The organism is Selenomonas sp. FOBRC9, from assembly GCF_000287655.1.
GTDB lineage: Bacteria > Bacillota > Negativicutes > Selenomonadales > Selenomonadaceae > Centipeda > Centipeda artemidis.
Genome location: NZ_ALJR01000032.1, coordinates 14,252 through 39,009 on the forward strand (window position 1 = coordinate 14,252; position 24,758 = coordinate 39,009).

The 24,758-nt window shown below is 58.6% G+C and carries 28 protein-coding genes and 1 tRNA gene; 26 read left to right on the top strand and 3 right to left on the bottom strand.

All coding sequences use genetic code 11. The features are described 5' to 3' along the window. Positions 1-2 precede the first annotated feature (2 nt). Both HMPREF1147_RS08280 and HMPREF1147_RS08285 read left to right on the top strand, forming a co-directional pair. Positions 3-560, top strand: coding sequence for a peptide-methionine (S)-S-oxide reductase (locus tag HMPREF1147_RS08280; protein ID WP_009658482.1), 558 nt, complete (start codon positions 3-5; stop codon positions 558-560). A gap of 168 nt (positions 561-728) precedes the next feature. Next, positions 729-1,937: a methyl-accepting chemotaxis protein gene (locus tag HMPREF1147_RS08285; RefSeq protein ID WP_009658475.1), complete on the top strand. Its 1,209-nt coding sequence runs from the start codon at positions 729-731 to the stop codon at positions 1,935-1,937. A 92-nt stretch (positions 1,938-2,029) separates the two neighbouring features. Here HMPREF1147_RS08285 and HMPREF1147_RS08290 read toward each other — a convergent pair whose 3' ends face one another. Beyond that, positions 2,030-2,389, bottom strand: coding sequence for a MerR family transcriptional regulator (locus HMPREF1147_RS08290; RefSeq protein WP_009658490.1), 360 nt, complete (start codon positions 2,387-2,389; stop codon positions 2,030-2,032). A 246-nt stretch (positions 2,390-2,635) separates the two neighbouring features. Between HMPREF1147_RS08290 and pfkA the strand changes: the two genes are divergently transcribed. The 6 genes from pfkA to HMPREF1147_RS08320 all read left to right on the top strand — a co-directional run bounded on the left by pfkA (position 2,636) and on the right by HMPREF1147_RS08320 (position 7,428). Further along, the gene (pfkA, locus tag HMPREF1147_RS08295; RefSeq protein ID WP_009349577.1) at positions 2,636-3,601 is read left to right on the top strand and encodes a 6-phosphofructokinase; all 966 of its coding nucleotides are present in this window, start codon (positions 2,636-2,638) and stop codon (positions 3,599-3,601) included. A 427-nt stretch (positions 3,602-4,028) separates the two neighbouring features. Then, positions 4,029-4,119: transfer RNA gene (locus HMPREF1147_RS08300), tRNA-Ser, on the top strand. A gap of 225 nt (positions 4,120-4,344) precedes the next feature. Further along, positions 4,345-6,201, top strand: coding sequence for a DNA polymerase III subunit gamma/tau (dnaX, locus tag HMPREF1147_RS08305; protein ID WP_009658485.1), 1,857 nt, complete (start codon positions 4,345-4,347; stop codon positions 6,199-6,201). Between the two features lie 57 nt (positions 6,202-6,258). After that, entirely contained in the window at positions 6,259-6,585 is a 327-nt protein-coding gene (locus HMPREF1147_RS08310; RefSeq protein WP_009658469.1) for a YbaB/EbfC family nucleoid-associated protein, read from the top strand. Beyond that, a complete protein-coding gene (gene recR, locus HMPREF1147_RS08315) occupies positions 6,586-7,182 on the top strand; it encodes a recombination mediator RecR (protein WP_009349580.1) in 597 nt (198 codons plus the stop codon). It abuts the gene before it with no gap. Beyond that, positions 7,183-7,428, top strand: coding sequence for a pro-sigmaK processing inhibitor BofA family protein (locus tag HMPREF1147_RS08320; RefSeq protein ID WP_037350110.1), 246 nt, complete (start codon positions 7,183-7,185; stop codon positions 7,426-7,428). It begins immediately after the preceding gene. A 93-nt stretch (positions 7,429-7,521) separates the two neighbouring features. On the opposite strand, the gene HMPREF1147_RS08325 is transcribed toward HMPREF1147_RS08320, so the two are convergent. After that, the gene (locus HMPREF1147_RS08325; protein ID WP_009349582.1) at positions 7,522-8,796 is read right to left on the bottom strand and encodes an MFS transporter; all 1,275 of its coding nucleotides are present in this window, start codon (positions 8,794-8,796) and stop codon (positions 7,522-7,524) included. Continuing rightward, on the bottom strand, positions 8,793-9,122 hold the full coding sequence (locus tag HMPREF1147_RS08330; protein ID WP_009349583.1) for a hypothetical protein: 330 nt from the start codon (positions 9,120-9,122) through the stop codon (positions 8,793-8,795). Before HMPREF1147_RS08330 ends, HMPREF1147_RS08325 begins: the two co-directional genes overlap by 4 nt. A gap of 242 nt (positions 9,123-9,364) precedes the next feature. Between HMPREF1147_RS08330 and ilvB the strand changes: the two genes are divergently transcribed. The 18 genes from ilvB (at position 9,365) to HMPREF1147_RS08420 (ending at position 24,615) form a co-directional block, all read left to right on the top strand. Continuing rightward, positions 9,365-11,029: a biosynthetic-type acetolactate synthase large subunit gene (ilvB, locus tag HMPREF1147_RS08335; protein WP_037351336.1), complete on the top strand. Its 1,665-nt coding sequence runs from the start codon at positions 9,365-9,367 to the stop codon at positions 11,027-11,029. A gap of 13 nt (positions 11,030-11,042) precedes the next feature. Continuing rightward, entirely contained in the window at positions 11,043-11,429 is a 387-nt protein-coding gene (locus HMPREF1147_RS08340) for a type II secretion system protein (RefSeq protein WP_009438304.1), read from the top strand. Positions 11,430-11,446: 17 nt separating this feature from the next. Continuing rightward, a complete protein-coding gene (locus tag HMPREF1147_RS08345; RefSeq protein WP_009658473.1) occupies positions 11,447-12,016 on the top strand; it encodes an A24 family peptidase in 570 nt (189 codons plus the stop codon). Next, positions 12,016-12,510, top strand: coding sequence for a Tfp pilus assembly protein FimT/FimU (locus HMPREF1147_RS08350; RefSeq protein ID WP_009658476.1), 495 nt, complete (start codon positions 12,016-12,018; stop codon positions 12,508-12,510). Before HMPREF1147_RS08345 ends, HMPREF1147_RS08350 begins: the two co-directional genes overlap by 1 nt. After that, positions 12,507-12,890, top strand: a complete 384-nt coding sequence (locus HMPREF1147_RS08355; protein WP_009658481.1) for a hypothetical protein — start codon at positions 12,507-12,509, stop codon at positions 12,888-12,890. Before HMPREF1147_RS08350 ends, HMPREF1147_RS08355 begins: the two co-directional genes overlap by 4 nt. Further along, on the top strand, positions 12,880-13,392 hold the full coding sequence (locus HMPREF1147_RS08360; RefSeq protein WP_009658471.1) for a hypothetical protein: 513 nt from the start codon (positions 12,880-12,882) through the stop codon (positions 13,390-13,392). Before HMPREF1147_RS08355 ends, HMPREF1147_RS08360 begins: the two co-directional genes overlap by 11 nt. Then, a complete protein-coding gene (locus HMPREF1147_RS08365; protein WP_009658491.1) occupies positions 13,382-13,852 on the top strand; it encodes a hypothetical protein in 471 nt (156 codons plus the stop codon). The genes HMPREF1147_RS08360 and HMPREF1147_RS08365 overlap by 11 nt, the downstream gene beginning before the upstream one ends. Further along, positions 13,830-15,029, top strand: a complete 1,200-nt coding sequence (locus HMPREF1147_RS08370) for a PilN domain-containing protein (RefSeq protein ID WP_009658488.1) — start codon at positions 13,830-13,832, stop codon at positions 15,027-15,029. The genes HMPREF1147_RS08365 and HMPREF1147_RS08370 overlap by 23 nt, the downstream gene beginning before the upstream one ends. A gap of 2 nt (positions 15,030-15,031) precedes the next feature. Beyond that, on the top strand, positions 15,032-15,574 hold the full coding sequence (gene pilO, locus HMPREF1147_RS08375) for a type 4a pilus biogenesis protein PilO (RefSeq protein ID WP_232208069.1): 543 nt from the start codon (positions 15,032-15,034) through the stop codon (positions 15,572-15,574). A gap of 85 nt (positions 15,575-15,659) precedes the next feature. Then, entirely contained in the window at positions 15,660-16,829 is a 1,170-nt protein-coding gene (gene aroC, locus HMPREF1147_RS08380; RefSeq protein WP_009658479.1) for a chorismate synthase, read from the top strand. After that, positions 16,826-17,347 (top strand): shikimate kinase, encoded by a 522-nt coding sequence (locus HMPREF1147_RS08385; protein WP_009658484.1) that lies wholly within the window; start codon positions 16,826-16,828, stop codon positions 17,345-17,347. Before aroC ends, HMPREF1147_RS08385 begins: the two co-directional genes overlap by 4 nt. Positions 17,348-17,349: 2 nt before the next feature. Continuing rightward, the gene (aroB, locus tag HMPREF1147_RS08390; protein ID WP_009438288.1) at positions 17,350-18,441 is read left to right on the top strand and encodes a 3-dehydroquinate synthase; all 1,092 of its coding nucleotides are present in this window, start codon (positions 17,350-17,352) and stop codon (positions 18,439-18,441) included. Between the two features lie 56 nt (positions 18,442-18,497). Continuing rightward, positions 18,498-20,297, top strand: coding sequence for a diguanylate cyclase (locus HMPREF1147_RS08395; protein WP_009658472.1), 1,800 nt, complete (start codon positions 18,498-18,500; stop codon positions 20,295-20,297). Between the two features lie 114 nt (positions 20,298-20,411). Further along, positions 20,412-20,753 (top strand): 50S ribosomal protein L19, encoded by a 342-nt coding sequence (gene rplS, locus HMPREF1147_RS08400; RefSeq protein WP_009438265.1) that lies wholly within the window; start codon positions 20,412-20,414, stop codon positions 20,751-20,753. Between the two features lie 63 nt (positions 20,754-20,816). After that, positions 20,817-21,344 carry a signal peptidase I gene (gene lepB / locus HMPREF1147_RS08405; RefSeq protein ID WP_009658497.1) on the top strand — a complete coding sequence of 176 codons (528 nt, stop codon included), beginning with the start codon at positions 20,817-20,819 and terminating at the stop codon, positions 21,342-21,344. Between the two features lie 14 nt (positions 21,345-21,358). Then, positions 21,359-22,111: an exodeoxyribonuclease III gene (locus HMPREF1147_RS08410; RefSeq protein WP_009658468.1), complete on the top strand. Its 753-nt coding sequence runs from the start codon at positions 21,359-21,361 to the stop codon at positions 22,109-22,111. A gap of 16 nt (positions 22,112-22,127) precedes the next feature. After that, a complete protein-coding gene (locus HMPREF1147_RS08415) occupies positions 22,128-23,753 on the top strand; it encodes a peptide chain release factor 3 (RefSeq protein ID WP_009658486.1) in 1,626 nt (541 codons plus the stop codon). 313 nt (positions 23,754-24,066) lie between these two features. Then, entirely contained in the window at positions 24,067-24,615 is a 549-nt protein-coding gene (locus HMPREF1147_RS08420) for a TonB-dependent receptor domain-containing protein (protein WP_009658480.1), read from the top strand. The last annotated feature ends 143 nt before the right edge of the window (positions 24,616-24,758 follow it).

Sequence of the window (24,758 nt, forward strand, 5' to 3'; positions counted from 1 at the left end):
CCGTGACCAAACGCATCTGTCTTTCCGGCGCGGATATGTACGAGCTGGAGGAAGTATTCGCCGGGCGGCGCGGCATCATCTCCGTCCGCACGGGCTATATCAATGCGGCGGAGAATGCGCGTCACGAGGACGTCGCGACCGGCGCGGCAGGGGGGCGCATGGGCATCGAGATCGCGTTCGATCCAAAGAAGATCGACATCTCGCAGATCCTCGACCTCCTCTTTGCCGTCGTCACCCCGTACAGCATTGACGGACAGGGCTATGTGCGCGGCGCCGCGTACCGTGCCGGCGTGTTCTACGAGAGCGCCGAGGATGAACCGCTCGTTTCCCTGCACATGACCTTTCTCGCGGGGCGCGGACGCTGCCCCGACACGGGCGAAGCGCTTGTGCTCAACGATCCGAACCACAACGCCGACGCGCGGCGCGTCATGCACGCGACAATGGAGCGCCTGACCTCCTTTCAGCCGGCGGACGACTCTCACCAAGGGTATTTGAAGAAGCATCCGGAGACGGAGACCTACATCGATTTCGGACGTTTGCGGGAACTCGTTTCACTCTAAATTATAATGTAATACGACGGTCATAGAAGATATGCGCTTCTATGACCGTTTTTCTATATGATATGCGCGCAATTATTATAAAATAGCATCACAATACATACTTTTTATGCTATAATGCGGTTCATAGAGAAAGTCATTGAATCAGAATGATTTTGGGGGAAGTAAAATATGATGATACGAAGTAAGCTTCGGGCGACGCTTGTTGTCTTATTTGCACTCATTGTAGGACTCGTGGGGCTTAATTTTTTCGTATTAGAGCAGTTAAAATCGGATTCGCCCTCGGTGAATAACGCGGGCGTCCTCCGTATGCGCGTCTATCGGCTTGCGTGGCTCTCATCGCGTCTTGTTCATGCTGACGTTATGGAGGCGGCGGGGATTCGGGGCGAGATGCTTCGGTATATTGGCGAGTGTGACCGCACACTTGAGGGGCTGGAGCATGGCGATGAGGAGCTGCGCCTCCGTCCCGCCGCCGATGCCGATGTACAGAGGGAGCTCGCGCATGTCAAGTCGATTTGGACATCCTACCGCGCCGATGTGCTCGCCGCGGCGGATGCCGCAGCACCCGAAGCGCGCGCGGCAGCGGAGATGAAGGTCGCCGTTGAGGTCAACGGATATGCAGAACAGGTGAACGAGCTGGTACGCGCCTATGACAATGTGAACCGGGAAAAGATCGCCTTGGCGGAGCATATTGGACTCGGTATACTCCTCGCGGCACTTATCATCTTTGCCGGAGCTTCTTATCTCATTATCACGCAGATGCTCCGCCCGCTCGCGGCGCTTACGCTTTCCTTTGCGAGGGTTGCGGGACGCGAGGGCGATCTGCGGCAGAAGCTCCACGCGGATCGGGAGGATGAAATTGGACGTATCGTCAGCTGCTTTAACAATTTCGTTGCCGATTTGCGCCGCATCGTGAAGGAGGCGCAGGAATGCTCTGCGGAGGTCTCTGCGCTTGCTGAGAATTTATGGAAGGCAAGCATCGAAAACAGCAGCGCCGTAGAATATGCGGCTGCAGCGGTCACGGATATGGCGGACAGCACGCAGAAACAGAACGACGACATTCGAACGCTCGCATCGAGCGTATCGGGGATTGCCGCGCAGGTCAAACTGATGCAGGAGCAGATCGGCGGTATCGAAGCAGCCGCACGGAGCGGCGCTCTTATCACCGCTGCCGAGCTGACGCGTGCGTGCGCAGACAGCGCGTCGGCGGCAACGAACGACATCGCCGAAGCGGCACAGCATATTGCCTCCTGCACCGAGGAGGGGGCGGCAGCCATTGAGCAGCAGAGCGCTTCACTGCAGGCGTTTGCCGCCGCTGCAGAGCATCTATCGGGACTTTCCGCAAAGCTTGACGGGCTGGTTGGGAAATTTAAGGTATAGCAATAAAAATATCGGCAGGAACATTGTTCCTGCCGATATTTTTCATCTGTGCCCGCCGGCGAATGCCGGCGTTTCACACACGAGAGCTATCCTCAGCGCTGTGCGTTCAGCACATCCTCATAATGCTGTATCTTTTTATTGAGCCGTTCAATCGTCGCATCCAGCTCATCCCGCTGGGTATGGAGCCGGGTGCGCTGCTCTTTTAGAATGTTGAGCTGCTCGAGCTCCGTTCCCTCGACAAAAGACAGAGCCACATACTGCGTGAGCGGTGCGATCTGCACGCCGCAGTCACGCATGCACTTGATGAACGCAATCCATTCGCACGCCTCTTCATCAAAATTGCGGATGCCGCTTTCCGTTCGTTTGATGCGCGGAAAAAGTCCAATGCGTTCATAGTATCGCAGCGTATCCGTTGAGATGCCGTACTTCTTACTGACTTCTTTTATTGTCATGAAACCAATCCTTTCCGCGCAAAAAATTCCTTTATTATGGGGATTATAAGCGATGGAGCAAACTATAAGTCAAGTACCTAAAGGCAGTTTCGGCATAATGAGTTGAAAATAATTCGGTTCGGACTGACATAGAAAGGTTTTTTCTGTGAAAGCCTTTACTTTTTGTGCCTCCTTTCGTAGAATAGGAGCAGGAATCATCGGCTCTGTGTACGCAGGGCAGTTTGGATATGGGACGGGGGATGTTTTATGCTGAAAAAGGCCATTGCGGTCGTCACCTCAGGCGGCGACAGCCCGGGGATGAATGCGGCGGCGCGTGCTGTGGTGCGCACTGCCGTCTATGAGGGTGTCGAGGTCTACGGAGTGCACAACGGCTACAGCGGCATGGTGCACGACGATATTGAGCAGCTCACGACGCGCAGCGTCAGTGATCTCATCCAGCGCGGCGGGACGTTTCTCGGAACGGCACGCAGCAAGTCATTTATGACGCCCGAGGGGCGCAAAACAGCGTTTGAAAATCTGCGCAAACGCGGCATCGAGGGGCTCGTCATCATCGGCGGCGACGGATCGCTCACGGGCGGTTCGATGATGAGCCGCGAGACGGGGATGCCCATCGTGGGGCTCCCGGGAACAATCGACAACGATGTCTGGGGCATGGATTATACCATCGGCTGTGATACGGCGTGCAACACCATCGTGGATGCCATCAACAAGCTGCGTGATACAGCATCCGCGCATCGCCGCATCATCCTTGTCGAGGTCATGGGGCGGCATTCGGGCTGGCTTGCCATGATGTCCGGCATCGCGGGCGGGGCGGAGTTCATACTCGTGCCGGAGGTCGCCTACGACCTCGAGGAGATCAGCATCGAACTGCAGGAGATGTATGACCGCGGCAAACGCTACAGCATCATCGTTGTCGCGGAGGGGGCGGGTTCCGCCATCGAGATCGGTAAGATCATCAGCGAGAAGACCGAAATTGATACGCGCGTCTCCGTCCTTGGGCACATCCAACGCGGCGGATCGCCGACCGTCGAGGATCGCATCAAGGCGTCCATGCTCGGCGAAAAGGCGGCACTCGCCGTCATTTCGGGCATCAACGACGTCGTGTTCAGCTTCAACGAGGGACAAGTCGTCAGCGTAAACCTCTTTGAGGCGGTGAATAATAAGAAGACGCTGGATCCGGAACTTGTACGTCTTTCCCGCGTCTTAGCGTGAGACGTGACGCGGGATTTTCGCGCCTAACTTTGTCATGTCGTCGGACACTGCGGTCGACGTAGCTTTTTACTACGCCTTCCCTTGTGTCCTCCTCATTCCTCGTTATGCATCGAAACTTCCGCGCCACTTACTCATCGACGCAAAGTGGGCTTTTGGCACATAACTGTGTCATATTGTTACGCCGCCATAACTTGTTACAGGGCGCAGCAGCGCGGCGCCACTACGGGGGCGCATAGGTGGATAGGATTTCGTAAAGCCGGTAGCTTCCTTGCGGTGGTCACCGGAGGGGGCTAGCTATGCATTCAAACTTTCGCGTTACGATGTACGCCTAAAATCCCGCGTCACGTCTAATTTACTCTTGACAACACTTCCCCTCCCATGCTAGACTATCCAATGTTGCGGAAGTGAATAGCTTTTGAGAGCACGTGGAGAGTTGTCCGAGTGGTTGAAGGAGCACGCCTGGAAAGCGTGTGTGCGGTGATACCGTACCGAGAGTTCGAATCTCTCACTCTCCGCCATTTTTATTGATTTTTCTCAGGGCGGGCTGCAGTGCCTTGGTCTCACGCAATGGAGCCCTGTGAACCCCGTCAGGTCCGGAAGGAAGCAGCGGTAAGCGGTCAGCCTCATGTGCCGCGAGGACACCTGGGAACTGCGGTCTGCCGTGGGAGAAATCGTGCGTTACAGCAGCCGGGAGGCTGCTTTTTTGTTTTTGTGGTTTTTCCTAAAGGGAAGGAGGATGCCCCATGTCCTATGTTGCGCTCTATCGCCGCTGGCGCCCGACGAGTTTTGCCGATCTCGTCGGGCAGGAACATATCAGCAGGACGCTTTCGCGTGCCGTGACATCGGGACAGACGAGCCACGCCTATCTCTTTACGGGACCGCGCGGCACAGGCAAGACGAGCACGGCAAAAATCCTTGCGCGCTCTCTGAACTGCGCCCAAGGGCCGACGCTCACGCCCTGCGGGCAGTGCGAATCCTGCCGCGCGATTGCGGACGGGTCGTCCATGGACGTCTTTGAGATCGACGCGGCGTCGAACCGCGGCATCGACGAGATCCGCGATCTGCGCGAGACGGTAAAATTCGCGCCGACCGAGGGACGCTGCAAAATCTATATCATCGACGAAGTGCATATGCTGACGACGGAGGCGTTCAACGCGCTGCTCAAAACGCTCGAAGAGCCGCCGCCGAGCGTACTCTTCATTCTCGCAACGACTGAGCCGCACAAAGTCCCCGCAACGATACAGTCACGGTGCCAACGCTATGACTTTCACCGCATCACTGTCGCGGAGATTCGGGAGCGGCTGAGCTATGTCTGCAGGGAATCGGGGATCGCAGCGAATGACGACGCGCTCTCCATCATCGCAGCGCAGGCGGACGGCGGGATGCGGGACGCGCTCTCCATCCTCGACCAGTGCAGCGCACTCGCGGAGGGAACGCTGACCGCAGAGCAGGTGCAGGAATCGCTCGGACTCGTCGGCAAGGAGCGCATTGCGCAGCTCGCTGTGCAGATCGCTGATAAGGATGGCTCGGGACTTCTCGCGGGGCTGAGTGAGCTGCTGCAAAGCGGGCGGGAGCTGAACCGCATCTTTGTAGAACTCGCCCTGCATTTCCGGGCGCTGATGATTGCGGGCGTTGGCGGCGCGTCCTTTGCGGCAGAGTTTTCGGGGACGGAGGCAGCGGCAGAGCAGCTGCGCGCAGATGCCGCACGATTCTCACAGCCGGAGATTATGAACATCCTGCGCCGCATCAGCGAAACGCTTCAAGAGATGCGCACGGCCCCGCAGCCGCGGATCACGGCGGAGACACTGCTGCTCTCGCTTTGCCGCGAATCCCTCACGCCGGCGGACAGCGGAACGCATACTGCGCCTGCAGCGCAGCAGCCGTCTGTCGATACGGGGCGCATCGCGCGTCTCGAGGCACAGGTGCAGCAGCTCACGGCGGCACTCGCCGCAGTGCGGAGCGGTACTGTATCCGCTCCTGCCGCTCTTGCATCCGCCGCCTCCCCGAAGGCGGTAAAGCTGCCCGCCGCACGTGCGCCGCAAAGCCGGGGAAAAGCCGCCGCGGCAAAGCCCCCCGAGGCTGCAGAAAAGGTGCAGCGCACACTCGATATGGAGCTTTGGCAGCGCTTTTCCGCACAGCTTGGGGTGCGGGATAAACTCGCGGCGTCACTCCTTTCAGGGGCTGCCTATGAGGGCATGACGGAGCGGCAGTTTTTCATCCGTCCTGCGCGTGATATCGCGCGGAAGTTTATCCGCGAACGGCACCGCGGCATCTTTGAGGAGGTCATGACAAAGCTTGTCGGGCGCGCCATGGAGGTCGTCTGCACGGGAGACGAGGAGGAACAGGAGAGCGTGCCGATCCCGGCGGCGCCGCAGCAACCGGAATATCCCGCGCAGGTGAAGGATTTGCTCTCGATTGCAGGGGCGGGAGCGCGCGTCGAGGAGATCGAAAAACCGGCGCGTCAGGATCGTCCTGCCCCTCCCGCTGCTCCGACCCGTGCAGTACCCGAGGAGAGCAGCGTGCCGTACGACACCTACGAACCGACGCCGGATGAGGAGGCGGAAATGTTTGACGAGCTGCCGGATGACGAAGAGACTTGACGCATCCCGCGCTTTTTGTTAGGCTATACCATATTGGTAGAAAAAAGGAGAATGCATATGTTTGGTGGCGGCGGCAATATGGCCGGTATGATGAAAAAAGTTCAAAAAATGCAGAATGAGATGAAGAAGATGCAGGATGATCTGAAGCGCCGTACGGTGGAGGTTTCTTCGGGCGGCGGCGCGGTAAAGATCGTTATGGACGGGGAGAAACAGGTGCAGAGTCTTATTATCGCACCTGCAGCGGTTGATCCTGAGGACATTGAGATGCTCCAGGATCTTCTCTCGGCGGCATTCAACGAGGCGACGAAGAAGGTAGACGATATGATGGCGGCGGAGATGGGCAAGCTCACGAGCGGGCTGGGGCTGCCGCCGGGACTCCTCTAAATGCAGCACATCGCACCGCTCACGCAGCTCATGGAGCAGTTCCGTGCACTCCCGGGCATCGGGGCAAAGACGGCGGCGCGCCTTGCCTATCATGTCCTTGACATGGATATGGAGCGCGCACAAAGGCTCGCGTCCGCCATTGTCGAGGCAAAGCGGAAGATCGGATTTTGCTCGACCTGCTTTAATCTCACGGACACCGATCCCTGCGCCATCTGCACGGCGGAGAAACGCGATCACAGCGTCGTCTGCGTCGTGGAGCAGCCGCCTGACGTCGCGGCGATGGAGCGCATGAACGACTACGACGGCGTGTACCACGTCCTGCACGGTGCGCTCTCGCCGCTCGAAGGCGTCGGACCGAACGACCTCCGCATCAAGGAACTGGTGACGCGCGTTGGAACTACGGATGTGCAGGAGGTCATCATGGCGACGAACCCGAATGTCGAGGGGGAGGCGACCGCGATGTATATTGCAAAACTTTTGAAACCGATGGGCGTACGCGTTACGCGCATCGCGCACGGACTGCCGGTCGGCGGCGACCTTGAGTATGCCGACGAGGTGACGCTCTCGCGCGCGATGGAGAACAGGAGGGAGATTTAGATAGATATTATTGCAGGCGTTGCCGTTGCCATTGTTTTGTTCTGCATTCTGGGCAAACTGATTGCGCTGCCGTTTCATATTTTATGGAAACTTATCACGAACAGCATCATTGGCGCCATCATCCTATGGGGGATTAACCTCTTTGGCGTCGGCATCAAGATCACCTTCCTCAAGGCGCTTGTTGCGGGCATATTCGGCATCCCGGGCGTTGTGCTTGTCCTGATTGCGCACGCGCTGGGATATTAATAAAAAAGAACGTAAAAACAGGCTGCTGCACGAATGTGTTCCGTTCCGTGCGGCAGCCTTTTTGTGCGCTTTTATGTAATTTGACAGCCGATATTAGTCCTTGCCCCGCCGGATCGTCAGTACGAGCAGCCCTGCGCCGCACATGAACGCGCCCATGAGGTAGTAGCCGAGATCGAACGAGCCTGTGTTGGTCTTGATCCAGCCCATCATATAGGGACCGACCCAGCCGCCGAGATTGCCGCAGGAGTTGATGAGCGCGATCGAGCCCGCGGCAGCGGGACCCGATAGGAATGTTGTCGGGATCGTCCACCACACGCCCATCGATGCATAGATGCCGACTGCGGAGAGACAGATGAGGAAGAGCGCGGCGGCGGGGCTTTCGGCGAAGGGGCTGAAACCAAGCCCGATTGCCCCGACAAAGAGCACGCCCGCCACATGCCAAATCTTTTCGCCCGTGCGCGTCGAGGACATGCCGACGAGCACCTGAACGAGCAGCGCCGCAGCCATCGGAATGGCGATCGCCCAACCGAGGAATGCCGTCGACCAGCCCGAGAGACTTTTGAGCACCGTCGGCATCCAGAAGTTAAAGCCCCAGAACCCGATGACCCACAGGAAATAGATGAGACAGAGCCGCAGTACCTTCGGATCGGACATCGCCTGCCACACCGTGTATTTGCGGGCGGATTGTACCGTGTGCAGTTCTCCTGCAATGGTATTTGTAAGATAGGTCTTTTCCTCATCGGTGAGCCAGGACACCTGCGTCGGGTGATCCTTGACCCAAAAGAAAAAGATAAAGGCGAAGAGCACCGCCGGTACTGCTTCAAGCACGAAGAGCACCTGCCAGCCGTGCAGTCCGAAGAGCGGAATCTCCAGCAGCGTCCCCGCGAGCGGCGCGCCGATGATCGTCGAGATGATGAGCGACGTGAGCATGAGCGAGGTCGCGCGTGCGCGTTCGCGCTCCGTAAACCATGCGGGGAAGAGAACGGAGTAGATCACAGGATAGAGACTTGCCTCCGCCGCGCCGAGCAGGAAGCGGCAGACGAAGAAGCCGGTCTCGGACTCGATGAAGGCGAGCGATGCCGAGACCATGCCCCATGTGAGCATGATGCGCGCGATCCACTTTGCGGCGGAGAACCGCGCCGCGACGAGCGCGCCCGGTACCTCGAAGATGAGGTAGCCAACGAAGAAGATGCTCGCGCCCATGCCGAAGATTTCGGGCGTCAGCCACGGCAGATCCTGCTCCATCGTCAGTTTTGCATAGGCGATGTTCACGCGGTCGATACACGCGATGACCGAGACGAGAAAGACGGGGAGCACCATGTGCAGATCGCGTTTTCGCTTGAGCTGTGCAAGCTGTGCATCCGTCATGCGACGTACCTCTGATACAGCTCGACGAAGAAGAGCGCAGCGGCAAGCCCGATCGTCACGAAGCTTCCGCGCGTGACGAGCATACGCTGCGTCTCGCTGAGCTTATGCCCGTGGTAGCGGTTCGTGTAGGTAAGTCCGAGTGAAATCGTCAGCAGGACATACATCGCACGGCTTGTCATATCAAACATCTCCCAGCCAGCAATCGTCAGCGTCAGCGTGAAGAGCACAATGCCGAGAATGAGATACCCCTTGCCCGTCGGCGGCGCAGGCGTCGTATCCTTTTGCGGTGCATTCTTTTGTTTTAGCTTTTTTAACATTCTTGCCATAGCTGTCAGTCCCTTTGTTTATTTATTGTAGAAACGTTGCAAGTATATCACAAAAAAAACTTCACCGCCATATTGTTTTTTGCGGTATCAGGGTACTGTAATGAAAAGATCTTAATTGTATGGGGCGGCGGTTTTCTCATAGGTGCGGACGCGGTGTATTTTTATATTTCCTCTTGTCTGCTGCAGACGAGTATGTTATAATATTTTTCAAATATACAATCAATTTTGAGGAGTGTGTGCGCGTGAGAGGTGCGGAAGCAGTTTTGGCATGTCTGCGCGAGCAGGGCGTGGATACGGTGTTCGGCTATCCGGGCGGTATGATTCTGCCGCTCTACGATGCGCTCTATGGACAGGACAGCGTGCGTCAGGTGCTCGTGACGCATGAGCAGAACGCGGCGCACGCGGCGGACGGCTATGCACGTGCAACAGGGCGTGTCGGCGTCTGCATCGCCACCTCGGGACCGGGCGCAACGAATCTCGTGACGGGGCTTGCAACGGCATATATGGACTCGATTCCTGTGGTCGCCATCACGGGACAGGTGGATATGGCGATGCTCGGTCGTGATGCGTTCCAAGAGACGGATATCCTCGACGTGACGATGCCCATCACGAAGCACAACTATAAAATTAAGCGCGCGGACGATCTCGTCCCCGCGATGCGCAAGGCTTTTGAACTCGCACGGAGCGGGCGACCGGGACCGGTGCTTCTCGATGTGCCGCGCAATCTCTTTTTCGAAGAGATTGTCTATGCGCCCGAGGAAGTACACTGCCGCACGCCCGGCACGCCCGATGCGGACTTTATGATCTGTGCGGCGGAGGCGGCGGAGGAGATCGTACGCGCAGAGCATCCGCTCGTCATCGTGGGCGGCGGCGTGATCTCTGCCGGGACGTCCGCCGAGGTTACGGCGTTCATTGAGAAATATAATTTACCTGTCGTACATACCCTTATGGGCATGGGCGCGGTCAGGAGTTCGCACCCGCAGATGCTCGGTTTTGCCGGGATGCACGGGGAGAAGGCTGCGAACTATGCCATCGGTGCGGCGGATCTCGTCATTGCGATCGGCAGCCGCTTTGCCGATCGGCAGACGGGAAATCTCAGCAAGTATACGGCGAACCGCAAGTTTATCCACATCGATATCGATCCTGCCGAAATTGACAAGAACATTGCGGGCAGTCTGGGGCTTGCAGGCGATATGCGAACCATTCTGGAGCTCCTTATGCGGCAGCCGACAAAAGGGCGACTTTCCGCATGGTGGGAGCAGATTCGCGCGTGGCAGGATACGTATGACTATGACTACCATGTCGGGCGTCTGACTGTGCCGTGGGCGCTGCATCGGATTGCAGAGAGCACAATGGGCAAACCCTATGCCTATGCGACGGACGTGGGGCAGCATCAGATGTGGGCGGCACTGCATCTGCGCGTGGAGGAGCCGCGCACGTGGCTCACTTCGGGCGGGCTTGGGACGATGGGGTATGGACTCCCGGCAGCAATGGGGGCGCAGGCGGCATGGGGCAGCAGCCGTCGTGTCATCCATATTGCGGGTGACGGCGGCATTAAAATGACAGGCAGCGAATACTATACGATTGCCCGGCTGAATCTCCCCATTCTTTCCATCATTGTCAACAACCGCAGCCTCGGTATGATCCGTCAACTGCAAAAGGTGCTCTATGATGAGCGCTACATTGCGTGTGCGCTCGATCATGAGATGGACTACGTGAAATATGCGGAGAGCTTTGGCATCAAGGCGGTGTCGGTCAGGACGCAGGAGGAGTTTGCTGCGGAGCTTCATGAAGCATTGGCAGATGCGGCGCATCCGCGTGTGATCGTGATGGAGACGGAGCGCAGCTTTGTGGAGCCGATGGCGAAGGGCGGTGCGCGCATTGATGAATTCGTCGATTTCAAATAAGGATGCAGGTTCATTGCGGCGTCGGGGCGAAGCGGGGTTCTCTCTGCTCTCGACGATGCTTGCCGTGATGATCCTCGGTATCGTGCTTGCGATCGCGGTGCCGCGCTTTTCCGCGGCAATCGCCGCGGCGAATACGGTGAAGGTGCAGGCAGATCTGACCGCACTTGATACGGCGATCACACTCTACCGAACGACGCACGGAAAGAACCCCGAGAGCATCGATAAACTGTCCGATTATATGACGGATCTTGCACATCTAAAGCCGCCCTCGGGTAAAGCGCAGGCGGAGGGCAAAGAGGTCGATCTGACAGGAAAGTCCTATGCGCTTGCAACGGTGGACAGCGTGTGCCGTGCCGTATGCGACGGCAAGACGGCAGAGCAGTATGCGCGGAAGGAATGAGAACGGAGGTCGCTGTGATGCGGGAAATGGCACGTCGGCTGGCTCCGTCGCGCCGACCCGCAATCCTGCTCGCCGCTTTGTGGGGACTTGCCTCTGCCGGGGTCTATGTGGTGAACGGCATGGGTGTGCGGCTCTTCGTGGGCACTCTGTTTTCGGCGGTGCTCCTTTGGCTTGCGTTTTTGGATGTGCGTGACGGCTTCTTGTATGACTGCATTACGCTGCCGTTTGCCTTTGCGGGCGTGGTTTTTTCGGCGGGTGGGTTGACGATGCCTCTCATTGATGCGATTCTTGGCGGGACGCTTTGCGGCGTCTTATTTTATTGCCTATATATTGCCGCGCGGGGCGGTATGGGCGGCGGCGATGTCAAATTCGCCCTCGGCATAGGTCTTTGGCTCGGTTGGGAATCGGCAATTATCGCCGTGTGGACGGCGTTTCTCATCGGCGGCATGATGGCGGCATTCCTGCTTTTGACGAGGCGCAAAGGGCGGCGCGATGCGCTCCCCTTTGGCCCCTGCCTCGCGGCAGGCGGGTATCTCGCATTTCTTTGCGGCGATGTGATTTGGCGGCTCTATTGGGGGCTTGCCTGATGCGTGCGCAGATGCGCGGCATGGCGCTTGTCGAGATGCTCATAGGGCTGTCCATACTGACAGTGCTGCTCAGTGCGGCGCTGCCGCTGGGACACCGCGTCTATGCGCGGGCGGCAGTGACGTACGAAGCGATGCGGCTGGCTGCAGAGCTGCGCCGGATACAGGCGATCAGCCGTACGACCGCGACTGTACTCTACGTGCTCGATCGGGATCGGGCGGGCTTTCGCGAGCCGACCCTCTTCATCCGTTCAGACGGTTATGATATTCGCCATCACCTCGAAGGGCGTGTCCAATCGCACAGCACACTGCCGCTCGTACGCCTGGAACGTGACAGCCGCAGCGACCGTCCTGCTGTATTTGACGGGAACGGCGGCATCTCGCGGGAGGGCGGGAATATGACGATTCGCGTCTATGCTCTTGGGCATAAGGAGGATTTTGTGGACGTCGTTATCGATCGTGCGGCGCGGATTCGTCTTGCGCGGGGGACACCGTGAGACGGCGGGCGGCGAAGAATGATGCTGCGGGCTACCTTCTCTTCGAGACCGCTGCGCTTGGGTTGATTGTTCTCGCTATGGCAGCGGTGCTTGGTATCTTTGCGCGGACGGCACTGCTCGAAGCGGAGGGGCGTACGCGCATGGATGCAGCGCTCATCGCACGGGAAGAATTTTCTCTGCTGGCAGTGCGGCTCGATGCAGGAGAAAATATAGAAAACGGTACAATAACCGTATTAAGAAATGACGTTGACTATACGATGACAATACAAATTGAGGCCGATGGTATATTTTATGACGTGACGCTGCGCATCTCATGGACGGTATGGGGGCGGGAGCGAACTGCGGAGTTTGTACGGAGGCTGCGGGCACATGGGACGTAGAGCGGGACATAAAGAGCGCGCGGAAGAGACGGGCATGATTCTCGCAGAGCTTGCGGCAGGGCTCCCGATCATTGTGCTTCTCCTGACTTTTCTCATGGTTGCCGTTCTATGGAGCCGGCAAAACTATGAACGGCAGATTGCGGATGCGGAGCTGCGGCAGGAGATGCAGAGCGCCTTTGCCCGTGTCGTTGAGTCAGCGCTCCTCTCTGACCGCATTGAACCGCATTTTCAGGGCGGATACGAAATGCAGAGGAATATTGAGACGGGGCGGATGCAGACGCGGTATTGGGTGGATGCGGGGCGTCTGGTCGTCAACTATGCGTCGTTTCCCATGACGGGGGCGTTTGCAGGCGCGGGCGTGCATATTTCAGAACTTGCTGTTGAACAGGAGGGGGCGGTGCCGCTTTATCATATACGCATGACCGGAGAAAGTGTCGTCACAGGGCATACGTATACGCTCGAGACGCGGGTATATCTGAGGAGGCAGGGAGATGTGCGCTGATGTCCTGCGCCGTGATGAGCGCGGTGCGGTTTCGGTGCTTGGCCTCGGGATGCTCACGGCCGTCCTCTTGCTTGTGCTCGGTGCGGTGCATTTTATGCGCACAAGTACGATCATTGCCGCAGAGTATGAGCGCGAGACACAACTGCGGCTTGCGGCGGAGAGCGGGATCGAGACGGCTGCTGCGGCCTTGGAACAGTCCTCTGAGGCGTATGGGGAAATGCCGAAACGAGGGCGGCGAAAGGAACTTTCCGTCGGCTCGGTTCCCGTGACGGGCGATATTGAGGTGCGCGTCTTTGCCGAGATGCGTGCGGGTGGGCAGATCTATCTGATCGCCGCTGCCGTGGATCATGAGAAGCCGCATATCGACGACGGTGCGGACTGGCTGCGCGGCAAGCTCGTGCGTGCGGCCATGAAAAAGCATGAGAGGGAGCAGCGTTATGTTTGGCAGCGTTTTTTCTAAATATCTGCATCCTGTGCGCGAAACAGTCGGCATCTATCCAAGCGCACACGGTCTCGTCTATGCGCATCTTTGCGCGCCGGACGATACTGCCGGTGTATGGTCGGTATCTATGCTGCGCAGGACAACGGATGTGTGGCGGGCGGAGGACGATCCCGGGCGGCTCGCGGCGCTCGTTCGGGAAGAACTCGCGCGCAGGGAGGAGACCCATCTGCCGCTTGCACTTGCCCTGCCTGAAGCGGCCGCGGATATTGTGCAGCGGGAACTGCCTGCAGCTCTCACCGGCGAGGAGCTGCGGCGCGCGCTCCTCTGGTCGATTCGCGTAGAGACAGAGGGGGATGCCCATATCGAAGAGAAAATGCTTTGCTGCACACCGCTGACCGATGTGCCGCCGTATCGCTATTGGACGGCGGTGATGCCCGCAGTACAGGTGCGGGCGGTATATGCGGCTTTTGCCGAAGCGGGGCTTTCTCTGCAGCGCCTGACCGTTTGTCCGCCGGGCGGCGGTATGCTTGCCCCACAGATTGAAGCGGCACGTGCCGCCCCGCTGCCGTGGGCACAAACGAATTCCGAATCGGAGACATCCGTGGACGAGGAAGTGCTGCCCGCGATTTACGCGGGACTGCTCTTTCATCCGGAGACGCCCGCACAGTGCTATTGGGGCAGCACGCAGAAGGCAATAAGCCTCTGCCGCTGTGCTGCAGCGGCAGTTGCCGTACTTGCCGCAGTGCTCTTTTGGGGAATCGCGTCTGACATCGGTTCCTATATGACGGCCGTGCAGGCACGGGATGAGATGCGCGCGGAACTTCTTCTGCACAGCGCCGATCAGAACCGGTTGGAAGAAGAGACTGAGCTGCGTGCCGATATGGAAGAACGGGCGCAGCTGCTTGGTGCGTTTCTGTCGGAGAGTCGTCCGCTGAGGGCGCTGCTCATTCGGCTTGGCACGGCGGCGGGGGACGGCGTACGTCTTACAGCGCTCAACGCGGAGGGGCAAATGCTGCGCATTGAAGGAGAGGCAGTGCACTATGCGGCGCTGACTGCGATGATGACACGCTTGCAGGAAGATGCCGGATTCCCCGACGGTATTACGCTCGAGCGCGCGGAGCATGAACGTGGTGCGGCGGGAGAGCCTGCGCATGTGCATTTTGTCCTGCGCGCGGCATGGCGGAGCGAGGTGTGAGGATGGGGCGTTTTTCGATGTGCGGACGATTGCGGATTGCCGCGGGCGGGCTGCTGATCCTCGGGGGGCTCTATGTATTTTTCCTTGCACCGTATATCGCATCGGCGCGTCTGAGTGCACAGAAGGAATGTGCGGCGGCTCATACGCAGCTCGCACGGCTCGCATCATATCGCCGCGCGGACGAGACGGAGACCGCCCGGCTTGACCTGCGCCGCAGTACATACAGTGACGCGCTTCCGGGTATACTCGGTCAAGGCGCGTTCCTCACCGATGTGGAGCACACGGCACATGCGGCGGGCGTGACGATCGATGCTGTCGCGCCGCAGCCGCCCCTGAGTGCGGATGCGCTGACCGTCCTGCCAATCGAGCTGTCCTTTCACGGGAATTATTACGCCGTCCTCGATTTCCTGCATGCGCTCACGGAGGGGGCGCGTGCCGTTCGCTTGGGCGATATGGAGATCAAGGCGGACGAAGGAATCCTGCACTGTGTGCTCATCGTCGAAATCGCATCTACGGTACAGGCACGAGATAAAAATCTGCCGTGATGTTATGGTTACACTCTTGTTTTTGTATCGCAAATAGAATATTATAGATAATGATTATGGATTATAGGCATGGGAAGGGATATCAATGGGCGGACTGCGTTTTATGACGGCGGGTGAGTCGCACGGTGCGGCGCTCACGGCGATACTCGAGGGGGTGCCTGCCGGGCTCAGGATCCCGCGTGCGGCGATCGACGATGCACTCGCACGTAGACAGCGCGGATACGGACGCGGCAACCGCATGAAGATCGAGACGGATCGCGTCACGGTGCTTTCAGGAATGCGGTTCGGCGAGACCCTTGGTTCGCCGCTCACCTTGCAGGTGGTCAATCGCGATTTTGAAAACTGGACGGATCGCATGGATCCCTTTGGTGCACCCGCAGGTGCAAAGGTCACGGCGGTGCGCCCGGGACATGCCGATCTGACGGGCGTGTTGAAATATGAACGCACGGACGCACGCGACATCCTCGAGCGGTCGAGCGCGCGGGAGACAACCATGCGCGTTGCCGTCGGTGCAGTCTGCAGCGCGCTGCTGCGGGAACTCGGGATCACCGTTGCGTCGCATGTAACGGAGATCGGCGGCGAAGCGGTGAACCGCGCGGCGATCCGCGACGAGGACATCGGCGTCACGAACAGCGCCGACCTGAGCTGCTGCGATCCGGACGCCGCGGTACGCATGAAGGCGCGCATCGACGCGGCAAAGGCGGCGGGCGATACCCTCGGCGGCATCTTTGAGATCGTTGTGCGCGGGCTTCCCGCAGGGCTCGGTTCACATGTGCAGTGGGATCGGCGGCTCGATGGGCGGCTCGCAGGGGCGCTCATGTCCATTCAGGCGATCAAGGGCGTCGAGATCGGCGCGGGATTTGCCTGCGCGCATGTGCCGGGCAGCGAGATTCATGACGAAATCTATATGGACGCGGACGGGCGTCCATATCGCCGCACGAACCGCGCAGGCGGACTCGAGGGCGGCATGACAAACGGAGAACCGCTCGTCGTGCGCGCCGTGATGAAGCCCATCCCGACGCTCATGGCACCGCTTCATACGATCGATATCGCATCGAAGAAAGAAGTGTCTGCCGCAAAGGAACGCAGCGACTGCTGTGCCGTGCCCGCCGCATCCGCCGTCGGCGAGGCGATGCTCTCATTCGTACTCGCGGACGCGGTCTGCACCATGTTCCACGCGGATACGATGACGGATCTCATGGCGTCCCTTGCGGCATATCGCGCGCGTATTGACAGCAGATGGCAGGACGTATGAAAAACATCGTTTTGATCGGTTTTATGGGGACGGGCAAGACGAGTGTCGGGCGCCTTTTAGCAGCGCGGCTCGGCTGCGCTTTTCACGATCTCGATAAAAAGATCGAGGAAGCGCACGGCATGACCATCCCCGAGATGTTTGTCCGCCACGGCGAGCCATACTTCCGCGCTCGCGAAAAGGAAGCGGTCGCCGCAGCGGCGGCGCGCGGGAATCTCGTCGTTGCGACGGGCGGCGGCGTGGTCAAGGACACGGAAAACATGCGAGCCCTGCGTAAAAACGGCATCATCGTCGCACTGACCGCAGACGTTGATACCATCCTTGCGCGTACTGCGGCGCGGGGCGAGCGCCCTGTGCTCGACCGTGCGGATGTGGGGGATCGCCGCGCTGCCGTCGCCGCGCTTATGGAGGAGCGGCGGCTCCTCTACGCAGGCGCGGACGTTACCGTTGACACGACGGGACGCGCGCCGCTCGAAATCGCAGAGCATATTATGCAGACCATACGGATATGGAGAAAATAACAATGCGGACGGTAGAAGTCGCGCTCGGAGAGCGCAGCTATCATATCTATATCGGCGGCGGACTCATGGACGAGCTCGCGGCATTCGTGCGCGCGGCGGACTTCTCTTCGCGCGGACTGCTCGTGACCGACGCGCAGGTTGGCGCGCTCTATGGCGCACAGGTCGCCGAGACACTCACACGCGCGGGGATTGCGGCGGAGATCGTCACGATCCCTGCGGGGGAGCCGTCGAAATCGCTCGAGACTGCGAATCGCATTTACACGCGTGCCATCGAGCTGGGGCTTGATCGGAAATCGCCGATCTTTGCGCTCGGCGGCGGCGTTGTCGGCGACCTCGCGGGATTTGTCGCGGCAACGTATATGCGCGGAGTGCCCTTTGTCCAGATTCCGACCAGCCTTCTCGCACAGGTGGATTCGAGTGTCGGCGGCAAGGTCGCCGTCAATCATCCGCTTGGAAAGAATCTCATCGGCGCGTTCTATCAGCCTGCGGCGGTCTTTATCGACCTCGATTTCCTGCACGCGCTCCCGCCGCGTGAGATCGCTTCGGGACTCGGGGAGATCATCAAATACGGCATCATTTCCGACGCGGATTTCTTCACATGGCTTGCGGAACACACCGGCGATGTGCGCACTCTCCAACGGGACAGCGCTGTCCATATGATTGCACGATCCTGCGAGATCAAGGCGGACGTTGTCGCACGCGACGAGTACGAGGGAGGGCTTCGGCGCATCCTCAATTTCGGACACACGATTGCCCACGCGATCGAGAAGGAGACGGGCTACACACGCTATCGCCACGGCGAAGCCGTCGCCGTCGGAATGGTCGGTGCGGCGTATATCAGTGAGGAGATGGGGCTGCTCTCGCCGGAGGAGCGCGCACGCATCGAAGCCTTGATTTGCGGTGTCGGACTGCCGCTGTGCGCGGAGGGCGTCGCGCCTGATGCGATGTACGCCGATCTCTTTCACGATAAAAAGACCGTCGGCGGGCGTCTTCACTGGGTGCTTGCGAAGGGCATCGGGAGCACGGAGGTACGCGCCGATGTGCCGGAGGAGACGGTGCGGCGTGCGTTGGCAAAAATAGTCAAAGGTCCCTGAAGTGCACTTAAGAAAAACTTATTTTCAACGAATGAACAATGTGGGGAGGTGAGTGTGTGCGATCGCATCTGTATTCGCTGATCGGGACGCTGATTGCTGCAGTTATACTATGCTTCGGGCATTCGGTATCTGCGGCGGCGACCGATTTGGAATGGGAATACTGGGCAGAAAGCACACCAATGCCGCAGACCCCCGCGAAGCGGCCGCCGAATTTTTCGCCGGAAGAGGGGCAGTGGCGGAAATTCAATCCACAGTACGGCGTTGCCGTCCCGAACGATGAACATTACGTTTGGGTACGCGTGTTTATTCCTCTGAATACGGCGGCGGATGACAGTCTTTTTTTCTCGACGAACGATCAGTCCGTGCAGGTGTTTCTCGACGGCCTTCCCATCTATCGCTATGGTGCACTCAAGCACCGCGACTATACATACGGGCGCAAGTGGCACCTCGTCAACCTGCCTGCCTGGGCGTCGGGGCGGCATCTTGTCATGCAGGTGTATGCCGACAACCGGTGGGTTCTTGGACAGTTTGACCGTGTACGGCTGGATAAATCCTCCCATTTGATCGAACACGTATTTCTCCATGATTTCCCCTATGTCAGCGGTGTGACGGCGCTCGTCATCTTCATCATTCTGCTCGGCGTCTACTTTTTCACCGAGAAGAAACTGCGCGCCACCTATGTGCGTCTGATTACCTTCCTCTTCATATTCTTTGTGTGGATGCTTGGCTCATCGAGTCTCATGCTGCTCTGGCTCGATTATCCTGTGTTCTGGTGGTATGTCGAGATGACGGCGGCATATCTCATCATTCTCGCGGGATATTGGCTCATCTACCATGTGATCGATGAGGATTATAAAAAGCGCGTCCTGCGCGTTTCCTACGCCTACATCGCCATTATTCTCGCCGCGGTTGTGCTTGAGCTCTGCGGCTTATACGGCATGTATCTTATGCGGTTCTTCTTCTATCCCACGCTCGTTATCTGCGGCATTCCAACAGCCTATTGGCTTTGGAGCTGTCACAAAAAGGGGAATATGTACTGCCGTCCGATCCTCATTGCGTTTGCCGCACTGTCGATACTTGCGGTTCTTGATGGGCTGTCGTTCCAGTTCCGTGTCTTTGCGTGGAACACTTACCTCCTGCCGTTCGGCATCTATACAGTGGCATTCTTTATTGTCCGGCTGATCCTTGACCGAGCGGCGAACGAACGCTATCTCTCCGATCTGTCCGCATCGCTCGAAAGTCAGGTGGATGCGGTCACAAAGCGTATGGAGGTTGATCCTCTCACGAGCTGCTACAACCGCAACAAATTTCCGTCGGCAGTGCACGACTTCATGCGGATTGCCCGCGACACAGGCGAGCCATTCTCACTGATCATGTTTGACATCGACCACTTCAAACGCATCAACGACACTTACGGTCACGATGTCGGCGACGTCGTGCTTGTGAATTTTGCCCGCACGATCAAAGCCTTTCTCGATCGGCGCCATGTACTCATCCGCTGGGGCGGCGAGGAGTTCATCCTCCTCTGCCTGCACTACGACGGTGCGCAGGCGCAGGCATTCGCCAACGTGATCCGCGAGGCGGTCTCCGAGGAACGCATTCACCCCTCGGATCAGGTTACGTGCAGCGCCGGTGTCGGTGTTTGGTACGGCAGCGACGAGGATACCGCAGACTGCATCGTAAAGCGTGCGGACACCGCCCTCTACGAGTCGAAACAAAACGGACGCAACCGCGTCACCTGTGAACCGGACTGGGCGCTCTATATGCCAAAACGCGGCGTAAAGCGAAGTCAAGCCATGCCGCCGCCAAACTGCACCGGACGTGATTCCGACCGGAACGGCGAAAATAGGGACTAGAAAAATTTTTCCTTGCACCCGCGCGCATCTTATGTTATAGTCATCAAGTATGTGTATAGATGGTCCGCCGGGCGCAGAGGGCGTCTGTGAACATCTGATCGAAGGAGGAAAACAATGAATATCATCGAGGTCCTGGAAAAGGAGCAGCTCCGCTCCGACATTCCGCAGTTTGCACCGGGCGACACCGTCCGCGTCCATGCCCGCATTGTCGAGGGCACGCGCGAGCGCATTCAGGTGTTCGAGGGCGTCGTCATCGGACGTCAGGGCACGGGCGTCCGCGAGACTTTCACCGTGCGCCGCATCGCATCGGGCGTCGGCGTCGAGCGTCTCTTCCCCGTGCATTCCCCGCGTATCGCAAAGATCGAGGTGACGCGCCGCGGCATCGTTCGCCGGGCGAAACTCTACTACCTGCGCGGTCTCACGGGCAAAGCTGCCCGCATTCGGGAAAAGCGCTAATCGTAAGAGCGATGGGGACTGCTTCGGCAGTCCCTATTTTTGCTGTTATGAGAGGAGGATTTTATGGAAAAGGAAAATTCGACCGCTTCAGAAATCAAGGACTGGGTCATCTCTATCGTCGTCGCCGTGGCGCTCGCGATGTTCATCCGCACGTTCATCGTCGAACTCTATGTCGTGGACGGCCCCTCGATGCGACCAACGCTCGAGTCGTCGGAGCGGCTTGTCGTCAATAAATTCATCTATCGCTTCCGCGCGCCCGAAAAAGGGGAGATACTTGTATTTCAGTACCCGCGCGATCCGAGCCGTGATTTCATCAAGCGCGTCATCGCGACGCCGGGTGATACCATCGAGATCCGCGAGGGGCGCGTTCTCGTCAACGACCAAATCCTCGTCGAGGATTACATCCTCGAAAAGACGCGGAGCGAATACCCCAAAATGACCGTCCCGGAGGGGCATATCTTCGTCATGGGCGACAACCGCAACAATTCCGAGGACAGCCGCTTTGCCGACGTCGGATTCGTGCCGTACGACCTTATCAAGGGCAAGGCGGTCATGGTGTTCTGGCCGCTGTCCGCCTATAAAACACTCTAAAAAGGGGGACTTTCATGCGCTTTGTATCATGGAACGTCAACGGACTGCGCGCCGCACTCAAAAAGGGCTTCATGGAGTCGTTCAAAGAACTCGATGCGGACGCCTTCTGTCTGCAGGAAACGAAGATGCAGGAGGGGCAGGCGATCCTCGATCTGCCCGGCTATGAGCAGTATTTTTACAGCGCCGAGAAAAAGGGATATTCCGGCACCGCGATCTTTACGCGCGTAAAGCCACTGTCCGTTGCCCGCGGCATCGGCATCCCGCAGCACGACAACGAGGGACGCGTCATCACGATGGAGTTTGACGATCTCTATCTCGTCACCGTCTACACACCAAACTCCCAAAATGCGCTCGCACGTCTCGATTACCGCATGGCATGGGAGGACGCGTTCCGAGCGTTCCTGCTCGAACTGCGGTCGAAAAAGCCCGTCGTCGTCTGCGGCGATCTCAACGTCGCACACACGGAAATCGACCTCAAGAACCCCAAGAGCAACCGCCGAAACGCGGGTTTTACCGACGAAGAGCGCGGCAAATTCGGCGAGCTCCTCGCGGCGGGCTTCGTCGACACCTTCCGCGCACTTTACCCCGACAAAGTCGGCGCGTATACATGGTGGTCGTACCTGCGCCACGCGCGCGAGACCAACGCCGGATGGCGCATCGACTACTTCCTCGTCTCCGAGGAGCTGCGCGGGCGCATCGCCGCCGCCGAGATCCATGCGGACATATTTGGGAGCGACCACTGCCCCGTCTCGCTGACATTATCCTAAATCCGAAGGAAGATTCATGGCTACGTTAAAAGAAGAGCTCGCGGCAGAGATTGCCAAACGGCGCACGTTCGCGATCATCTCGCATCCGGACGCGGGCAAGACGACCCTCACCGAAAAGCTCCTCCTCTACGGAGGCGCGATCCATCTCGCGGGCTCCATCAAGTCGCGCAAGACGCAGCGGCACGCCGTCTCCGACTGGATGGAGATCGAAAAACAGCGCGGCATCTCCGTCACATCCTCCGTCCTCCAGTTCGATTACGACGGGTATCGCATCAATATCCTCGACACCCCCGGGCATCAGGACTTCAGCGAGGACACCTACCGCACACTCATGGCGGTCGACAGCGCCGTCATGATTCTTGACGCGGCAAAGGGCGTCGAGGCGCAGACACGGAAGCTGTTCCGCGTCTGTCGACAGCGCGGCATTCCCATTTTCACATTTGTCAATAAACTCGACCGCTTCGGCAAAGCTCCGCTTGACCTCATGGACGAACTCGAAAACGTCCTCGGCATCCGCTCCTATCCCATGAACTGGCCCATCGGCACCGACGGCACCTACCGCGGCGTCTACGACCGCGAGAAAGACCGCATCGAACTCTTCGCCGAGGACAGCACCCACGGACAGGAGACGCGCGCCTCCGAGATCTTTGCCCCGGACGATCCCGCGTGGAAGGATCGCGTCGGCGCCGAGACCTGCGCCGCGCTCGCGGACGATCTCGAACTCCTGCGCGAAGCGGGGGAGGAGTTCGACGAGGAAGCGGTTGCCGCAGGACGACTCACGCCCATGTTCTTCGGCTCCGCCATGACGAACTTCGGCGTGCAGAACTTTCTCGAAGAGTACATCCGTCTCGCGCCGCCGCCCGCGCCGCGCATGTCCTCAGACGGCGTGATCGAACCCGACGACGAACAGTTCTCCGGATTCGTCTTTAAGATACAGGCGAACATGAACCCCGCGCACCGCGACCGCCTCGCGTTCATCCGCATCTCCTCCGGGAAATTTGACCGGAACATGAGCGTCTGGCACGCGCCGAGCGGCAAACTCATCAAGCTCGCGCAGCCGCAGCAGTTCCTCGCGCAGGACAGGCAGATCATCGACACCGCCTATCCCGGCGACATCGTAGGGCTCTTTGACCCCGGCGTGTTCGGCATCGGCGACACCCTGTGCGACCCCGCGCACAAATTCAAATTCGAGGACTTCCCCGTGTTCCCGCCCGAACGCTTCGCGCGCGTCGCCGCAAAGGACACCATGAAGCGCAAGCAGTTCGTCAAGGGCATCGAGCAGCTCACGCAGGAAGGTGCGATACAGCTCTTCGAGCAGGTCGGCGCAGGGCTTGACAGCTACATCGTCGGCACCGTCGGCACGCTCCAGTTCGAAGTGCTTGAGTATCGTCTCAAGAACGAATACAACGTCGACATCACCATGCAGATGCAGCCCTTTGAGACCGCACGCTGGCTCGCGTTCCCCGACGGACGCCCGATCAAGCCTTCCGACCTGCGCGGCGCCGACCGCGGCATGTTCGTCCGGGATAGGCACAGCAACCCCGTCCTCCTCGTGAATAACGAGTGGGCGCTCGGGTGGATTCGCGAAAATAATCCGGAGTTGGAATTAGGTCAAGTGCCTTTCGATAGGAATAAGGCGTGACACGGGATTTTCGCGCCTAGCTGTGTCATTTCGTCGAATACTTCGGTCGACGTAGGTCTAAAACTACGCCTTCCCTCGCCTTCTCCTCATTCCTTGCTATGCATCGAAACTTCCGCGTCACTTACGTTTCGGTGTGACGCGGGATTTTAGCGACCGGTGTCGCTGTCGTGAGAAATCCTGCGGTTATGATTCAAAATATAAGAGGCCGCCGTGCACATATAAAATGATGTGTGCGGCGGTTTTTCTATAGAACATCCCTTGTAATGAGAATCTGTATCGTTTATAATATGGCTGTTATTACTTTTTGCTTTACATGGGCAAGATTGCGGCAACCATTAGTGCGTTCAGCACGAAGCTGCCCTCGACGATCAAGAGGACGATGACGCCCGGCCGATATATTGTTGCATTGGACGGCGAAGAGCGGCACCGCGGCATCGAGGTGAACGTCTTCGGCGAGCCGAAGAAAGGATTCCGCCTGCTCGGGGGGCTCATGTACCTTGATGCGAAAAAGATTAGTACCAATAGGGGGCTGCTCGACGGGAAATCTGCGATGGCCGCACCGCGGCTGACCGCCGTACTCAACGCGGAGTACGACATCCCCTCGGCTCCGGGGCTGACGGTGACGGGGCGGATCACGCACACCGGCGCGGCGTATATCAATCCGGAAAATACCGTCCGCATACCGTCTTATATGACGTTTGACCTTGGGCTCCGTTACAAGTTCCAATCCGGGAAGACGCCGATGACGCTGCGGCTCAGCGTCAATAATCTCTTTGACCGCAAATACTGGCAGGCGCGCGCTTACGGCGTGACCGTCGGCAATCCGCGTACGTTCCTCCTTTCGCTCTCAGCGGATCTCTAAGGAATCACTGATAAATAGTGGATAATCACAGCCAGCTGATCCGCAGACACAAATTTCACAAATTGCAATACAAAAGAGCGTGCAATACTGCTCTCATTGCCCCTTTTTCTTCCCCGAATCGCCCGTTTCACCGGGAAATTTGG

Coding starts and splice junctions, on each gene's coding strand:
- HMPREF1147_RS08285 (WP_009658475.1), top strand. CDS start 729: ATGATGATACGAAGTAAGCTTCGGGCGACGCTTGTTGTCTTATTTGCA.
- HMPREF1147_RS08290 (WP_009658490.1), bottom strand. CDS start 2,389: ATGACAATAAAAGAAGTCAGTAAGAAGTACGGCATCTCAACGGATACG.
- pfkA (WP_009349577.1), top strand. CDS start 2,636: ATGCTGAAAAAGGCCATTGCGGTCGTCACCTCAGGCGGCGACAGCCCG.
- dnaX (WP_009658485.1), top strand. CDS start 4,345: ATGTCCTATGTTGCGCTCTATCGCCGCTGGCGCCCGACGAGTTTTGCC.
- HMPREF1147_RS08310 (WP_009658469.1), top strand. CDS start 6,259: ATGTTTGGTGGCGGCGGCAATATGGCCGGTATGATGAAAAAAGTTCAA.
- recR (WP_009349580.1), top strand. CDS start 6,586: ATGCAGCACATCGCACCGCTCACGCAGCTCATGGAGCAGTTCCGTGCA.
- HMPREF1147_RS08325 (WP_009349582.1), bottom strand. CDS start 8,796: ATGACGGATGCACAGCTTGCACAGCTCAAGCGAAAACGCGATCTGCAC.
- HMPREF1147_RS08330 (WP_009349583.1), bottom strand. CDS start 9,122: ATGGCAAGAATGTTAAAAAAGCTAAAACAAAAGAATGCACCGCAAAAG.
- HMPREF1147_RS08345 (WP_009658473.1), top strand. CDS start 11,447: ATGCGGGAAATGGCACGTCGGCTGGCTCCGTCGCGCCGACCCGCAATC.
- HMPREF1147_RS08350 (WP_009658476.1), top strand. CDS start 12,016: ATGCGTGCGCAGATGCGCGGCATGGCGCTTGTCGAGATGCTCATAGGG.
- HMPREF1147_RS08360 (WP_009658471.1), top strand. CDS start 12,880: ATGGGACGTAGAGCGGGACATAAAGAGCGCGCGGAAGAGACGGGCATG.
- HMPREF1147_RS08365 (WP_009658491.1), top strand. CDS start 13,382: ATGTGCGCTGATGTCCTGCGCCGTGATGAGCGCGGTGCGGTTTCGGTG.
- HMPREF1147_RS08370 (WP_009658488.1), top strand. CDS start 13,830: ATGTTTGGCAGCGTTTTTTCTAAATATCTGCATCCTGTGCGCGAAACA.
- pilO (WP_232208069.1), top strand. CDS start 15,032: ATGGGGCGTTTTTCGATGTGCGGACGATTGCGGATTGCCGCGGGCGGG.
- aroC (WP_009658479.1), top strand. CDS start 15,660: ATGGGCGGACTGCGTTTTATGACGGCGGGTGAGTCGCACGGTGCGGCG.
- HMPREF1147_RS08385 (WP_009658484.1), top strand. CDS start 16,826: ATGAAAAACATCGTTTTGATCGGTTTTATGGGGACGGGCAAGACGAGT.
- aroB (WP_009438288.1), top strand. CDS start 17,350: ATGCGGACGGTAGAAGTCGCGCTCGGAGAGCGCAGCTATCATATCTAT.
- rplS (WP_009438265.1), top strand. CDS start 20,412: ATGAATATCATCGAGGTCCTGGAAAAGGAGCAGCTCCGCTCCGACATT.
- lepB (WP_009658497.1), top strand. CDS start 20,817: ATGGAAAAGGAAAATTCGACCGCTTCAGAAATCAAGGACTGGGTCATC.
- HMPREF1147_RS08410 (WP_009658468.1), top strand. CDS start 21,359: ATGCGCTTTGTATCATGGAACGTCAACGGACTGCGCGCCGCACTCAAA.
- HMPREF1147_RS08415 (WP_009658486.1), top strand. CDS start 22,128: ATGGCTACGTTAAAAGAAGAGCTCGCGGCAGAGATTGCCAAACGGCGC.
- HMPREF1147_RS08420 (WP_009658480.1), top strand. CDS start 24,067: ATGGGCAAGATTGCGGCAACCATTAGTGCGTTCAGCACGAAGCTGCCC.